Source organism: Aquimarina sp. MMG016, assembly GCF_018100805.1.
Taxonomy (GTDB): Bacteria; Bacteroidota; Bacteroidia; order Flavobacteriales; family Flavobacteriaceae; genus Aquimarina.
This window is the reverse complement of sequence record NZ_JAGJEA010000003.1, coordinates 371,514-386,761: the sequence shown is the minus strand read 5'-3', so window position 1 is coordinate 386,761 and position 15,248 is coordinate 371,514. Positions and strand designations below refer to the sequence as shown.

The 15,248-nt window shown below is 34.3% G+C and carries 12 protein-coding genes; 5 read left to right on the top strand and 7 right to left on the bottom strand.

Annotated elements, in window-relative coordinates:
• Positions 1 to 101 precede the first annotated feature (101 nt).
• From J8M14_RS07945 to J8M14_RS07930, 4 genes are all read right to left on the bottom strand, one after another.
• Complete coding sequence (locus J8M14_RS07945; protein WP_211074060.1) at positions 102 to 2,873, bottom strand: TonB-dependent receptor; 2,772 nt, start codon at positions 2,871 to 2,873, stop codon at positions 102 to 104.
• A 203-nt stretch (positions 2,874 to 3,076) separates the two neighbouring features.
• Positions 3,077 to 4,924: a glutamine--fructose-6-phosphate transaminase (isomerizing) gene (gene glmS, locus J8M14_RS07940; protein WP_211074059.1), complete on the bottom strand. Its 1,848-nt coding sequence runs from the start codon at positions 4,922 to 4,924 to the stop codon at positions 3,077 to 3,079.
• Between the two features lie 19 nt (positions 4,925 to 4,943).
• Complete coding sequence (locus tag J8M14_RS07935; RefSeq protein WP_211074058.1) at positions 4,944 to 6,653, bottom strand: DUF4270 domain-containing protein; 1,710 nt, start codon at positions 6,651 to 6,653, stop codon at positions 4,944 to 4,946.
• Between the two features lie 19 nt (positions 6,654 to 6,672).
• Positions 6,673 to 7,482, bottom strand: coding sequence for a glycogen/starch synthase (locus J8M14_RS07930; RefSeq protein WP_211074057.1), 810 nt, complete (start codon positions 7,480 to 7,482; stop codon positions 6,673 to 6,675).
• Positions 7,483 to 7,593: 111 nt separating this feature from the next.
• Between J8M14_RS07930 and panC the strand changes: the two genes are divergently transcribed.
• From panC to radA, 5 genes are all read left to right on the top strand, one after another.
• Entirely contained in the window at positions 7,594 to 8,442 is an 849-nt protein-coding gene (gene panC / locus J8M14_RS07925; protein ID WP_211074274.1) for a pantoate--beta-alanine ligase, read from the top strand.
• 19 nt (positions 8,443 to 8,461) lie between these two features.
• Positions 8,462 to 8,812, top strand: a complete 351-nt coding sequence (gene panD / locus J8M14_RS07920) for an aspartate 1-decarboxylase (RefSeq protein ID WP_211074056.1) — start codon at positions 8,462 to 8,464, stop codon at positions 8,810 to 8,812.
• Positions 8,813 to 8,817: 5 nt separating this feature from the next.
• Positions 8,818 to 9,783, top strand: a complete 966-nt coding sequence (locus tag J8M14_RS07915; RefSeq protein ID WP_211074055.1) for a lysylphosphatidylglycerol synthase transmembrane domain-containing protein — start codon at positions 8,818 to 8,820, stop codon at positions 9,781 to 9,783.
• Between the two features lie 48 nt (positions 9,784 to 9,831).
• The gene (locus J8M14_RS07910) at positions 9,832 to 10,977 is read left to right on the top strand and encodes an alpha/beta hydrolase-fold protein (protein ID WP_211074054.1); all 1,146 of its coding nucleotides are present in this window, start codon (positions 9,832 to 9,834) and stop codon (positions 10,975 to 10,977) included.
• A gap of 230 nt (positions 10,978 to 11,207) precedes the next feature.
• Positions 11,208 to 12,575 carry a DNA repair protein RadA gene (radA, locus tag J8M14_RS07905; protein WP_211074053.1) on the top strand — a complete coding sequence of 456 codons (1,368 nt, stop codon included), beginning with the start codon at positions 11,208 to 11,210 and terminating at the stop codon, positions 12,573 to 12,575.
• A gap of 42 nt (positions 12,576 to 12,617) precedes the next feature.
• On the opposite strand, the gene J8M14_RS07900 is transcribed toward radA, so the two are convergent.
• From J8M14_RS07900 to J8M14_RS07890, 3 genes are all read right to left on the bottom strand, one after another.
• Positions 12,618 to 13,649 (bottom strand): aldo/keto reductase, encoded by a 1,032-nt coding sequence (locus J8M14_RS07900; protein WP_211074052.1) that lies wholly within the window; start codon positions 13,647 to 13,649, stop codon positions 12,618 to 12,620.
• A gap of 268 nt (positions 13,650 to 13,917) precedes the next feature.
• Positions 13,918 to 14,628, bottom strand: a complete 711-nt coding sequence (locus J8M14_RS07895; protein ID WP_211074051.1) for a DUF434 domain-containing protein — start codon at positions 14,626 to 14,628, stop codon at positions 13,918 to 13,920.
• 31 nt (positions 14,629 to 14,659) lie between these two features.
• Entirely contained in the window at positions 14,660 to 15,172 is a 513-nt protein-coding gene (locus J8M14_RS07890) for a hypothetical protein (RefSeq protein ID WP_211074050.1), read from the bottom strand.
• Positions 15,173 to 15,248: the final 76 nt, after the last annotated feature.

The following is a 15,248-nucleotide window of genomic DNA, read 5'->3' as shown; positions in this document are numbered from 1 at the left end:
GCCTTATTTAGTATAGGGCCATGAATTATAAAACCCTGTTAAATATTTGTTTAACAGGGTTTTATATATTTTTTGTACTAATATGTACTATTTAATAGTTACTATAGGTTATTGAAAATCAAACCAACATAATACTGAGATCCGATAAATCCTGATCCTACTGCGGTAAAGTATTCTTCACCAGTGATATTGTTAGCACCAAGTTTTAATTTAGCTTTTATTACAGGAATAGTATAATTAATTTGAGCGTCAATAACGGTAAATGAAGGAATGTCTCCAGTACCGAAATCAGATTCCCATAGAAATTCACTATTCCATCTACCGCTGACATTAAAACCAAAGTTTTTAAACAATTCATTTTTACCAATAGAAGCTTTTACCTTATGTTTTGGTGTGTTAAAACTACTTATAAAGTCAGGATCTTCGGATTGATCAAAATCTTGCTCTGTGAAAACATAATTCAGACCTAAATCAAACCCACTAATGTTAGTGGTTACTCCACCAATAAAACCATATGAGCTAATATCTACATCAGAGTTTGTTGAAGCTGTGAATATCTTTCTTCTTTGAATATCTGTAGCTGCATCTATAGCTGCTGTTTGTTCAGCTGCTGTGCCATCTACACGACCAACACCTGGAACAATTACGGTTTCATTCGAAATAAAATCTTTGTATTGGTTGTAATAGACACTACCATCTAAAATTACACTTCCAAATTGTGCTCTATACCCTACTTCATAAGCAGTAATTTTTTCCGGTTTTACAATGTCAATGTCAGCCTTAACAAAAGTACCGTTTTCTACAGATTGTGCAGAATATGAATTTTCATAAGCGTCTCTACCAGTGATAATATTACCGGAAGGATCTTGGATTACATATCTATCAAGATTATCTGGTGCAGAACCTAATAGTGCATTAGCGCCAACATCTAAACCTATGTATAAATCCTGAGTAGTAGGATTTCTAAAACCTGTTTGGAACGAAGCACGAACGTTACGATTTCTGTTTGCTCCTAGAGTATAGGATACAGAAAATCTAGGAGAAAAATTACCGTCAAACAACTGAGATTTGTCATAACGTACAGATCCGGTTATTTTTAATCTTTCATCTATTAATTTCTTTTGAACCTGAGTATAAACACCATATTCTGAATATTTAATCGGTCCATCCTGATCTGTAAATACTGTACCAAAAGAATTTAACTTATATTCTCTAAAAGATCCACCAATTTGGATATCGGCAAAGTCTCCTGTAAGATGACTAAAGTTATAATTGGCATCTGCGTGTCTAAACTGAGATTTGTCTTTAATTTTGGATCCTTCTGTTATATCAGGATTGCTTATTACAGAATTAAACGCCTGTTCAAACTGTGTAGTTCCAGGGATTAAACGACCAGTTTCTGCTAATTGTCTTCCTGCTGCATGACCAGCCTCTTCTGATCCGGTAGCACCAAATGCACCAAGATAAGCTAGTGCATACTCGGTAAACCATTGATTATCACTTTTCCATACTCTATTTAAGTTAATTCCAGTAAATCTAATATCGTATGAATCTCCGGCATCTGTAGCAGTAATGTATCCTCTTACAAAGAAGTTGTTATTTTTAACTTCTAATTTATGTTGTTGAGAGGAAAAGTTTTTTAACAAGGTTCTATTCGCATCTTGTGTTACAGTAGTCCCTCTACCAATTCTACCATTATAAATAATCTCAAAATCATTTGCAAATGGACGGTAATGTAATGCTGCATCAAACTTCAGGCTCTCTGCGTCACCATTATTAAGATCTACTTCGTCATATCCTGTTCTACTAACAAGTGTTTCAGGTAACAAACTAGCTTGTGCAGGTGTCAAAAATGGTTGCCCAGTTTGAGGGTTAATACTTTGTGTTAACTGAGCACCAACTCTATCTAAAGTTTGTGCCACTTCATCTCCATATACATTTACACCATCGTACCCTACATTATTTTCTCTGGTAGCCCCAGGATTTGCTAAATCTTGTCTATCAGCAGCAATCCAATCTGTACCTTTTAAGATAGATAAGTTTGCTTTTGCAGCAAATTTATCGGAGAATGCGTGTGCAAGTCTTATTCCAACATCATAAAATTGATTAGTTTCATTTTTGTCAAAGATCTCTTGTGTCGTAACACCACCTTTCACATAGGCACTAATTCCTTGATGATCAAAAGGATTTTTACTATTCATAAATAAAATACCATTAAAAGCATTCGCACCATAAAGTGCAGAAGATGCTCCTGGAAGTAATTCTATGTTTTGAACATCAAGTTCACTCATCCCAATAAGGTTACCCAACACAAAGTTTAAGGCTGGTGCGGTATTATCCATGCCATCTGTTAACTGTACAAAACGAGTATTGGCAAATGTTGCAAAACCTCTGGTGTTTATCGATTTAAGAGTTAAACTGTTCGTGTTAATATCTACACCTTTCAAGTTTTCAAGACCACCATAAAAATCTGCAGATGCAGTATTTTTGATTTCTTTAATACCAAATCGCTCAATACTCACAGGAGATTCGAATAAACGTTCTGGAGCTCGAGAAGCAGAGATTACTAGCTCATCTAAGAAATTAATTTCTTCTAAAATCAAAGTTACCTCGGTAGTTGCAGAAGTAATAACTTCGGAAGTGTTTTCGAAACCAACACTACTAGCTTCAATAGTAAATGGATAATCTTTTTTTACTGTTAGAGTAAAGAACCCATCAAAGTCAGTAATGGTTTTTTCTTCTCCTCCTTTTAAAGCCACAGTAACACCTGGAACCGGTTGGTTGAATGCATCCACAACTTTACCCGATATGGTATTTTGTGCGAAACTAACAACACTAATTAATAGCATTGCAATTAATGTAATTGTCCTCATATTAGTAGATTAATTTTAAATTTGGAAGCGCAAAAATATCCTAAAACGAATAGTTTAACAAAAAAACTATGATTATTATGGAAAATTTTGTATAACATATAAAAATGCTATGCTTGCATAATAAAAATATAGTTTTTTTGTTAATTAACACGAATTTTTGTTAAAATTTTGCATCTTCTCGTGTTTTTAATAAAATTAAATAATTATTCTACTGTAACTGACTTAGCTAAATTTCTGGGTTGATCTACATTTTTACCTAACATTACTGCAATATGATAGGACAGTAACTGTAAAGGTATCGTCGTAAGCAATGGTGTTAAAAACTCTACTGTCTCTGGTATTTCAATAACGTGATCCGCAAGTTCTTTAACTGTAACATCGCCCTCTGTAACAATTCCGATAATTTTACCTTTTCTAGATTTGATTTCCTGGATATTACTTACTACTTTGTCGTAGTGTCCTTTTTTTGTTGCTATCACAACAACAGGCATTTGCTCATCAATTAGAGCAATAGGTCCATGTTTCATTTCAGCAGCGGGATAACCTTCTGCATGAATATATGAGATCTCTTTTAGCTTTAATGCACCTTCTAAAGCCACGGGGAAATTATAACCTCTTCCTAAATATAAGAAATTTTTGGCTTCCTTATAAGTATCAGCAATAAATTTTATGTGATCATTAGATTCTAAGGATGCTTTTACTTTTTCAGGAATACGTTCTAGCTCCTGAAGGTAGTAATGAAAGTCACTGTTAGAAATGGTACCCTTTCGTTCTGCTAACTTAAGTGCAATTAATGAAAGTACGGTAATCTGAGTAGTGAAGGCCTTGGTAGAAGCTACACCAATTTCCGGTCCAGCATGAGTATATGCACCTGCATGTGTTTCTCTTGAAATAGATGATCCAACTACATTACAAACTCCAAAAACAAAAGCTCCTCTTTCTTTAGCTAATTTTATAGCAGCCATGGTATCTGCAGTTTCTCCACTCTGGGAGATTGCAATAACTACATCGTCTTGATGAATAACCGGATTTCTATATCTGAATTCTGAAGCATATTCTACTTCTACAGGAATACGTACCAGCTCTTCAAAGATATATTCTGCGACCAGCCCTGCATGCCATGAAGTTCCACAGGCAATGATAAGAATACGTTTAGCGTTAAGAAGTTTAGCTAGATTATCATCAATCCCCGCCATTTTTATGATTCCTTCTGCAACCCTCATTCTACCTCTGTAGGTGTCACTAATTGCATTAGGTTGTTCGTATATTTCCTTAAGCATGAAATGATCATAACCGCCTTTTTCTATCTGCTCAAGGTTAATTTGTAGTTCTTGTAAATATGGATCTACTAAGCGATCGTCTTTTATACTTCTTACTTTGACCTCTTTATTTCTGCGTACAATTGCCATTTCGCCATCTTCAAGATAAATGGCATTGTTGGTATATTCAATAAACGGTGAAGCATCTGAAGCGATGAAGAATTCATCATTACCTACACCTATTGCTAATGGACTACCTAATCTGGCCACAACAATTTCATCAGGTTTTTGCTTATCAAAAACAGCTATAGCATAAGCTCCTATGGTCTGGTTTAAGGCTATTTGAACAGCTTTACCCAGTTTTACATTTTCTTTGGTTTTTACATCTTCAATCAGATTCACTAGAACCTCTGTATCAGTATCTGACTTGAACGTATATCCTCGATTTGTCAACTCTTTTCTTAAAGATTCATAATTCTCAATAATCCCATTGTGAATTATCACAAGGTTTCCGGAATTCGAGTAATGAGGGTGAGAGTTTACATCATTTGGTACTCCATGGGTAGCCCATCTGGTATGTCCTATCCCAATATTACCAACTGTTGGTATTTCTTTTTCTAATCTTTCCTCAAGGTCAGAAACTTTACCTTTGGTTTTTGATAATTTAATGTCTTTTCCATCATAGAGCGCGATTCCGGCAGAATCATAACCTCTATATTCGAGTCTTTTTAATCCTTTTAATATAATTGGATAGGCTTCTCTATGACCAATATACCCTACTATTCCACACATGGTTTAAGTTGTTTGTTAGTTAATTATCTTTTGATCTAGTATAAAAAATATCAAGTTTTAAACTTCTTGATTCTGGAACATTATTTGTGTTACCATAAATAACTGTTCCTTCGTGGGATATTATTGATGAAAATGGTATAAAATCACCATCTGCATCAGCTGGGGAGGTTGGGATACAATTTTGTCCTGCTTCTACATTTATATTTTGAGAAACAGATATTCCTAGTTTTACATTATCAGTATCTCCATCTAAAATACTGATAAGGTGTCTAGTTAGTTTTATTTGATAAAAATCACCATTATCATCTCTGTTGAGTCTTCCTAAATGAAAAATACCTGAATTTATTGGTTGATTTGTGTTTAAAGTTGGATCAAAACAATAATCAATTAATATTGTTCCAGTTTCTATATTAAAAATATAGATTCTTTCAGGTTCTGCATCTTCATTAGGTGTTTCAGTATCATTGACATATAACTTTATAGTAGCATCTTTGATCAACCATTGTTGGTTTCGTAAAAACTCTAGTTCAGTTATATCGTTTAAATCAGGAGTTTCAGTATAATTAGGGTTTCCGTCTTGATCCAATGTGATAGTTCCATCGGCATTAGTTTCAACAAATCTATTAAACAAATCTAGTACAGCATATGAGCCTTCACCACCTTTCAGGTATAAATTATTATTGTTATCTACAATATTCTCTATTGAAGAAACGGGGTTTTGAATGCTATTAACAATATTATTTGAAAAACTAAGTACTAATTCACCATCCTGTTCAACTAAATCATCAGTATCTCCATCTTCATTTAGATCTACATTGGTTTCTTGTTGATCATAAGTGTAATTTAATGTGATATTAGCATTTGCCATATTAAAATAAACCAGGTTACTCTTACCATCAGCAGGATCGACTTTGAAATATATTCCTCTAAAGAAGTTTCTAAAATTATTAGCATTGCTAAATTCTGGATCCCCTTCTTTATCTATAAATAAAGATTGAAAAAGTGTTGTAACTGCTTCAGGAAAAACAACTCGCAATCTAGGAGACAATCTTTCTCGGGTAAATTGAGTTACTCCATCATTATCGACTTCTCCGGTTTCAATAACAACTTCTTCTGAAGAGGGTTTAAAATCTTCTTTAGTATATAATAATAGATCTTCAATTTCTGAACCAAATGATGCAATATCATTAGAATAATAAACTTTACGTTGTTCAGATCCAGGGTCAAAATCTGCCAAAAAGTAATTTGATTTATAGATGGAAAGCCTTATTTCATCATTGCCATAGATGGAATCTAGTTCATAGTTTGTCTTTATTTCAACAACCGTGTCGTCATTAGAATTACTAATAACTTCTACTTCCTCTGTGCCTATTGATCTAGAGAAGTACGGCAAATTTAGAACCACACTTTTTAATTGTGCTCCGTCTGGATATGAAGGGCTAACATTACCAGGAAGCCCAACTTGAGATAGAATACTATAGGTAGTGGTGACATTTTCAAAATTAGGATCAGTGTATACTCCTAATAAATTTACAGGTAAACCGCTAGTTTGAACTCGATCAAACACTTTGTTAGTAATAACAGGAGTTGCAGAATAATGAAGGTCTTCAAAATTTATATCTCCAAGCACTTCGCTACCAACAGCATTAAAATCATCATCACATGACACAATCGTAAAAATTACAACTACTATAGCTGAAATTTTAATCAAAAAACTATTTAATTTCATAAAATTTACTTCATATTGCTTATACCAACACCTCTGTTTGATAAAAGGCTTCATAGGCATCTGCAAATTCTTCTGGATTTTTATATTCTAATACGGGTTGGTCAACGCTTTTTAGATGTTTTACAAGTTCATCAGGTATTTCTTCTGATCCTACAATTATAGCATCAGAATTATCTATTGCTACTTTCATAAGGTTACTATAAGTAGGTTTAGATAAATCACTGATCTTATCTTCAGGAATACCATCAAATTTCACTTTATTCATCATATTCTTGTCCAACGTACCTTTATAACCACTATTATAAACAGATGTTACAATTTTACTGTGATTAAACAAAGGCTCATTGGCATAATAATCTCTTAAATATAAAGGGAGAAGAGAGGCCAACCACCCATGTACATGAATAACATCAGGTGACCAGTTTAACTTTTTTACGGTTTCTATAACTCCTTTAGCAAAGAAAATAGCTCTTTCGTCATTATCAGGAAATAAATTCCCTTCCTCATCTGTCAAAGTTGCTTTTCTTTTAAAATAATCCTCATTATCAATGAAATAAACCTGCATTCTTTCTTTTGGGATCGACGCAACTTTTATAATAAGTGGCATATCCAGATCATTAATAACTAGGTTCATTCCAGATAAACGAATCACTTCGTGCAGCTGATGTCTTCGCTCGTTGATATTTCCGTATCTGGGCATGAATATTCTAATTTGTCCGCCTCTGCTATTTACCATTCTTGGTGCTTCAAAAGACATAGATGAAATCTCTGTCTCGGGTAAATAAGGTATTACTTCTGATGATACGTACAATATCCTCTTATCTTTCATATAATCGTTCCTTTTATTGTCTCCCTTAGGAATAAATTTTTGCAAAATTACGAAAATTTATGCAGTCTGCCAGTAATATCTTATTTTTGCACGCTTTTAAGTTTCAGCACAATGCAGGTATACGAGAAGAGACGAGATATTGAAAACCATGTTGCAGTCTTACAAAGAGAGAATAAGACAATAGGATTTGTTCCTACTATGGGTGCATTGCATAATGGGCACCTGGCTTTGGTTCGTAGGGCTTTGCAGGAAAATGATTATGTTGTGGTTAGTATCTTTGTTAATCCTACTCAGTTTAATAATGCTGATGATTTGGTAAAATACCCCAGAACGATAGAGGCTGATGTTACACTTTTAGAGGGCTTGTCTTCAGAAATTATAGTATTTGTGCCAACCCCAACAGAAGTTTATGGAGAAAAAATGATATCAACTAAATATGACTTTGATGGCTTAGAACATGAAATGGAAGGAAAATTTAGACCAGGCCATTTTGATGGTGTTGGTACTGTTTTGAATAAACTTTTTACAATTGTATCGCCAAACAATGCATATTTTGGGGAGAAGGATTTTCAGCAGCTTCAAATTGTGAAGAAGTTAGTTGAAATTGAAAAAATGTCAGTTAAAATTATTGGCTGCCCTATTTATAGAGAAGAAACAGGATTGGCTTTGAGTTCACGTAATAAAAGACTTACTGAGCAACAACTTGAAGAATCTCCATTAATATATAAAGTGCTAAAACAGGTCAAAAACGATTTTGGCATAAAAAGTGCTAATAAGTTAGGTGAATGGGTATCAGAACAATTTAAAGATAATAAAGAATTGAAACTTGAGTATTTTGAAATTGCTAAAGTATCCAACTTGAAATCTATTAAGCGAAAACAAAAAGATTTAAAATATCGTGCTTTTATTGCAGTTTTTGCTGGAGAAATAAGACTTATAGATAACATTGCCCTAAACTAAAAATAACTAACTTTGTAACATGCTAGTACACGTCGTAAAATCAAAAATTCATCGCGTTAAAGTAACAGGAGCCGATCTTAATTATATTGGTAGTATTACTATTGATGAGGATTTAATGGATGCTGCTAATATCATTGAAGGAGAAAAGGTACAGATCGTTAATAACAATAATGGAGAGCGATTAGAAACCTATGCAATTCCTGGTCCTAGAAATAGTGGTGAAATAACACTGAATGGCGCCGCTGCGCGCAAAGTAGCAAAAGGAGATGTGCTTATACTAATCACCTATGCTATGATGGATATAGAAGATGCTAAAAACTTTAAGCCTAAACTTCTTTTTCCTAATGAGGAAAATAATTTACTAAAGTAATAGAAGTGCATCCTAAAATTATAAAGATTCTAAAAATAATACTCCCACTCACATTGGGAGTTTTTTTAATTTGGTACTCTATATACTCTTCTACTCCTGAGGAAAGACTCAAAACCTGGCAGTATATTTCTCAAGCCGATATAAAATGGGTGATATTATCTGTGATCATGGGTATTACTTCTCATCTTTCGAGAGCTTATAGATGGAAATTTTTGTTAGAGCCTATGGGATATTCTATTAAATTATCTAATAGCTTTATGGCAATAATGGCTGGGTACCTAGTCAACATGGGTATTCCCAGGTCTGGAGAGTTTTTGAGAGGGGGTACTATTGCTACTTACGAAAGAATTCCTTTCAAAAAAGCTTTCGGAACTATTATTTCTGAGAGGGTTATTGATTCTCTTATGTTATTATCCATAATTGCTATTACATTGTTTTTTCAATCTCAGGATTTATTCTATTATTTTGAAGAAAAAATAGCTAATACCTTTATTCTGCTTGCAATAGTAATAGGGTCAGTAGTGTTAGGAATAGTGTTTCTTAAAGTAATTAGGAGATCCACAAACCCTATATTGATAAAAATTAGAGCTTTTGGCGATGGTATTCTTGAGGGAGTAAAAAGTATTTCTAAAATAAAGCAAAAATCAGCTTTCATTTTTCACACATTTCTTATCTGGTTCTTATATGTTGCTATGTTTTATGTGATCAAGTTTACTGTTCCGGAAACAGCAGACTTATCTATAGGTCCTATGCTAGCAACTTTTGTAGCAGGATCTATTGCAATGACTACTACCAATGGAGGAATTGGAGCTTTTCCGATTGCTACTGCGGCAATTTTATTTCTTTTTGATGTAGATAAACCCGCAGGAGAAGCCTTTGGTTGGATATTATGGGGTTCTCAAACCGCAATAAACATTGTTATTGGAGCGTTATCCTTTTTGTTTCTACCAATTTTAAACAGAGGGAAATAGCTAAATAATTTATATATTGTCGCATACTTAACCGTAATTTAATTACTTATGAAAAAAGGTATAACTCTTTTTATAGTTTTTGCTTTTGTCATTTCTGGCCACAGTCAAGTACTATATGAATCTTTTAGATCTATCAAATTAGATCAAAATCGGAAGCTAAAAATTCAGCTTCCGCGTAATTACAAAAAAAATACAGACAGAACCTATCCATTAATTATTGTTTTGGATGGAGATTATCTTTTTGAGCCTGTTGTTGGTAATGTTGACTATTTCTCTTATTGGGAAGATATGCCTGAATCAATTGTAGTTGGTATCAATCAAAGAAAGACAAGACTTGACGATTGTAGATATGATACTGCAGATTATTTACCTGCTCAGAAAGGGGCAGAATTTTATGAGTTTATAGCACAAGAACTACTACCACATCTAAACAAAACCTATCGTACAGCACAATTGAAGATTTTAGTAGGTCATGATTATACAGGTAATTTTATTAATTACTTTCTATTTAAGGAGAACCCTATTTTTCAGGGATATATTAATTTAAGTCCAGAATTAGCTCCACCAATGGGGGATCGTATAGTAAATGTTTTAAGTAATACTTCAAGCGTTTGGTATTACATGGCTACAGGAACTAATGATGCTGAGAAAATAAAGACCGATCTAGTAGCATTGGACGAAAAGCTTTCGGTGGTTGAGAATCCAAACATGAATTATTATTTTGACAATTTCGAAGAATCTACACATTATACTTTAGTAGGGAAGGCAATTCCCAGAGCGTTAGAGGCTTTCTTTGAAATGTATCGTCCAATTAGCAAAAAAACGTATAAAGAGGTGTTATTGCCTATGGAAACATCACGTTATGAGCATTTGGTTGATATGTATAAAACAACTGAAGAGTTATATGGTATCAAGCGAAAAATTAGAGTAAATGATTTTATAGCAATCTCTACAGCAATCGAAAAAACTGAAACTTGGGAAGATCTAGAACCACTAGGTAAACTAGCACTCAAAGAACACCCTGATGTTATGCTTGGACATTATTATTTAGGTATGTTCTACGAGCAAACCGGAGAGCCAAAAAAAGCGATGAGAGCTTACGAAAATGGCTTCCTGGTTGATGAAGTAGCTTTTTTGACAAAAGATTATATGTTGGATAAGGTGAATAAAATCAAAGAAGACTTTGGTTGGTAGTCTTTGGTAAAACTAAAATAAAAAAGATCCCAACATTGGGATCTTTTTTGTTTACAATATTTATTTGGGCATCCGGACAGGCTACCTGCCTACCTGTGATGAACAGGCAGGTCCGTTACAATTCCTCTCACACTAGAGCGTGGTGCGGGATTTTCACATAGTCTAAATAATTATCCACGCCAGATTTATATCTGGAAATAATAGTATTTTTACACTCTATTCAATAATTCATGGCGAAAACTAAAACTGTTTTTTTCTGTCAGAACTGTGGAGCTCAATATGCTAAATGGCAAGGGCAATGCACATCTTGCAAAGAGTGGAATACTATTGCAGAAGAAGTAGTTCAAAAAGCTGAAAAAAGTGATTGGAAAAGTACAGACTCAACTGCTAAAATCAGTAAAGTAGCTAAACCACTTAAGATTTCTGAAATTGATACCAGCCAAGAGGCAAGATATAATACAGATGACTCAGAACTTAACCGAGTTTTGGGAGGGGGATTAGTACCGGGGTCACTCACATTATTAGGAGGAGAGCCAGGAATCGGGAAAAGTACATTATTGCTTCAGATTAGTCTGAAATTACCATATAAAACATTGTATGTTTCCGGAGAAGAAAGCCAAAAGCAAATCAAGATGCGGGCGGAGCGTATCAAGTCGAAAACGGATAATTGTTTAATCTTAACGGAAACTAAAACACAAAATATCTTTAGACAAATTGAAGAAACCGAACCTGATATTGTTATCATTGACTCTATTCAAACACTACATAGCGATTATATCGAAAGCAGTGCAGGTAGTATTTCTCAAATCAGAGAATGTACTACTGAATTGATTAAATTTGCTAAAGAAACTGCTACTCCAGTAGTCTTGATAGGGCATATTACCAAAGATGGAAATATTGCCGGACCAAAGATTCTGGAGCATATGGTTGATACTGTATTGCAGTTCGAGGGAGATCGCAATCATGTCTATAGAATTCTTAGGGCTTTAAAAAATCGTTTTGGTTCTACATCAGAATTAGGGATTTATGAAATGCTAGGAAGTGGTCTTCGTGAGGTGGATAATCCAAGTGAGATTTTGATTTCTAAAAAGGATGAAGAGCTTAGTGGTACAGCAATAGCCTCTACTCTAGAAGGAATGCGTCCGTTAATGATTGAGATCCAGGCATTAGTGAGTACCGCGGTGTATGGAACTCCGCAACGTAGTGCTACAGGATATAACCTGAAACGGCTAAATATGATACTGGCGGTATTAGAAAAACGTGCAGGATTCAGACTAGGAGCAAAGGATGTATTTCTAAATATTACTGGAGGAATAACGGTTGATGATCCTGCAATTGATTTGGCAGTAGTAGCAGCAATTTTGTCCTCTAGTGAAGATATACCAATCCCCAAAGATTACTGTTTTGCTGCAGAAGTTGGCCTGGCTGGAGAAATTCGTCCGGTAACCCGTGCCGAACAGCGTATACAAGAAGCGGAGAAACTAGGTTTCTCCACTATTTTTGTGTCTAAATACAATAAGATTTCTCTTAAAAATACTCAAATAAAAATCCAATTAGTTGCCAAAATTGAAGATGTAGTTGAGTATCTTTTTGGGTAATCCCTCATTAAGGGTTTAATTTCTCTTGAGCTTTATGGGTGATTACGGCGCAGGGTTTGGAACTTGTGCATGAACGGCATTGATCTCATTTATAATCTGATCTGTTAGTGTGATATCAATACTTCCGATATTTTCAGAAAGCTGTTCCATAGTGGTTGCCCCAATAATATTACTGGTTACAAAAGGCTGTTGATTCACAAACGCCAGTGACATCTGAGTCAGACTGATTCCATGTTTTTTTGCAATCTCATTATACTGTCGTGTAGCTTTATAACTATTCTCATTCATATAACGATTATAATTAGGGAATAGGTCTACTCTAGAGTTTTTAGGAATCTCCTCTAAGTATTTTCCTGTCAGCATTCCGAATCCTAATGGAGAATAAGGAAGATGACCTATATTTTCTCTATGCAATACTTCAGTAAGCCCTATCTCGTCTTTTCGGTTTAATAGGTTATAAGGATTCTGAATAGTTATCATTTTTGGAGATCCTTTTTTGGCTTCTTCTGCGTATCGCATAGCTCCATAAGCTGTTTCATTAGATATTCCTATATTTCTAATTTTTCCTTGTTTTATAAAACCTTCTAAAAGATGTAATACTTCTGCAAAATTATCCTGCCAGATATCATTATTGTCATGGGTGTATCCTAATTTTCCAAAATAATTAGTTTGCCTTTCTGGCCAATGCAACTGATATAAGTCAATATAATCTGTTTGTAATCTTTGTAAACTTTTATGAATTGCGTCTTCAAATTCATCTTTAATAAAGAACCCCTTTCTTATATGTTTAGTAAATTCTGCAGGGCCTACTATTTTTGAAGCAATTACTACATCATCTCTCTTACCTCTTTTCTGTAACCAGGTTCCAATAATTTTCTCAGTACTTCCGTATGTTTCTTTTTTAGAAGGAACAGAATACAACTCTGCGGTATCAATAAAATTGATTCCTTCTTCGATTGCGTAATCTAATTGTTTGTGTCCTTCAGCTTCAGTATTTTGTTCTCCCCAGGTCATAGAACCCAAGCATATTTTACTTACTTTAATGTCTGTGTTGGGTAATGTGGTGTATTTCATATATAGTAATAAGCTAATAGTTGTTAAGAAATGCCAAAATTAGAAACTATGATATTAGTTACTGTAAAAATTATCATAAAAAGAAACGGATGCGACTACCCCAACTGTCACACCCGTTACACAACTAACCAACCAAAAATTTAATTCCTCATACAACCAACCTAAATTTTTATGATTGGTTTATCCAAAAGTAGTAGTATCAAAAGTCGTGCAAAACTCAAAATGAGTGAAGTATTGTTTTGATTGAGGGAATATGCGTTTTGAAGAATTATTCGGCTGTTACCAAAGAAATACTAGGTATTTCACCAAAAAGATAATCAGGTAAATTAAAATTTCTTTCAGCTCTGTCTAATACCCAAGCATCAGAACTTACTATAATTTGACTGGATTCAGCCAGTATTTTGTCTGGATTATGAACCAGGTCAATTTCCCAAGGAAATTTATGTTCTTCTGCTAATTCGCGAAGTAAAGTTTTTAGTCTACCGCTATTAGAAACAGGTGAATCAAAATACCAATGTACTGAGGAAACTTCTAATTCATTTAAGTATTTACCCACCATTACAATAACTTCTTCAGTTTTTTGAACTCTTTTATAAGAACCGTGTACACTAGAAATATCACGGTAGTAACCATCCAAACCTCTGAAAATATAAGCTCCGGATAAAGCACTTTCTAAAAGGATTAATAGATTAAACCCATCAATGGCAATGGTTTGATTTTTTAAGTTAAGATGAGATATGGAATGATTTTTTCTAAAAAGGATACTTTTTTCACCGGAACTCATTCCCATAAGTGCTTTTTGTTGTCTAGAGTTGAGCTTATATCGGTTGCCGACAAGTTGTACCGAAGATTTCTCTGCAAAACCTCTGCTTAGCAAATAGCACATGTCTTTTGCCGCTTCTTTAAGTTTTGCTACCATAGCAGTATCGCCGAATAGACGATCATCACTGCCTTCTTTTCCTCGGTTTCTGACGTGCATTTTTTTGCTGGGAATATAGAAACAGTTTGTACTATTCCGGATTTGCCTTTTTGGCGATACCACATTTTCTACGAACAGTTCTTTCGGCGAGGGCAGCGACATTTCTGGCGTGCCCCTCGGAGCTACCATTCTTAATGACTTCATCGTATACTGCTTTATTTTCTATAAGGCCTTGCAGGACACAAAAAAAACCTGGGGCGTCTTTACCTTTATAAGGCTTCTTTTTTTTTGGTTTTACAATCAATTCCCCGAATAAGCGATCTTTTAATATTTTGTCATTTTGAACCTCTACTACAAAAGCATACAGGATATTTTGATCTTTTGGGTATAGATCATTTACCTTATCCAGAGCATTAGCATACTCGTCATTGGTAAAGCTAAAGTATTCATAGATGTCGAAGTAGTTGTTTTGCCCTTCATCCTCCTGCTGTACCTCTTCTTCACTTTGTATTTCTTCTTCGTTCTGGTATTCTTCTTCACTTTCCTGACTTACTCCCCTGATCATGGATAATAGTATTATTACAAAAATGGGTAACCTCTTCATTTGGTTTATAGTTTTAGATTAATCGGGTGTCATAAACGTCTGGCAACCCCTTTTATTTCCTATCTTCTTTATTTTT

Coding starts and splice junctions, on each gene's coding strand:
- J8M14_RS07945 (WP_211074060.1), bottom strand. CDS start 2,873: ATGAGGACAATTACATTAATTGCAATGCTATTAATTAGTGTTGTTAGT.
- glmS (WP_211074059.1), bottom strand. CDS start 4,924: ATGTGTGGAATAGTAGGGTATATTGGTCATAGAGAAGCCTATCCAATT.
- J8M14_RS07935 (WP_211074058.1), bottom strand. CDS start 6,653: ATGAAATTAAATAGTTTTTTGATTAAAATTTCAGCTATAGTAGTTGTA.
- J8M14_RS07930 (WP_211074057.1), bottom strand. CDS start 7,482: ATGAAAGATAAGAGGATATTGTACGTATCATCAGAAGTAATACCTTAT.
- panC (WP_211074274.1), top strand. CDS start 7,594: ATGCAGGTATACGAGAAGAGACGAGATATTGAAAACCATGTTGCAGTC.
- panD (WP_211074056.1), top strand. CDS start 8,462: ATGCTAGTACACGTCGTAAAATCAAAAATTCATCGCGTTAAAGTAACA.
- J8M14_RS07910 (WP_211074054.1), top strand. CDS start 9,832: ATGAAAAAAGGTATAACTCTTTTTATAGTTTTTGCTTTTGTCATTTCT.
- radA (WP_211074053.1), top strand. CDS start 11,208: ATGGCGAAAACTAAAACTGTTTTTTTCTGTCAGAACTGTGGAGCTCAA.
- J8M14_RS07900 (WP_211074052.1), bottom strand. CDS start 13,649: ATGAAATACACCACATTACCCAACACAGACATTAAAGTAAGTAAAATA.
- J8M14_RS07895 (WP_211074051.1), bottom strand. CDS start 14,628: ATGCACGTCAGAAACCGAGGAAAAGAAGGCAGTGATGATCGTCTATTC.
- J8M14_RS07890 (WP_211074050.1), bottom strand. CDS start 15,172: ATGAAGAGGTTACCCATTTTTGTAATAATACTATTATCCATGATCAGG.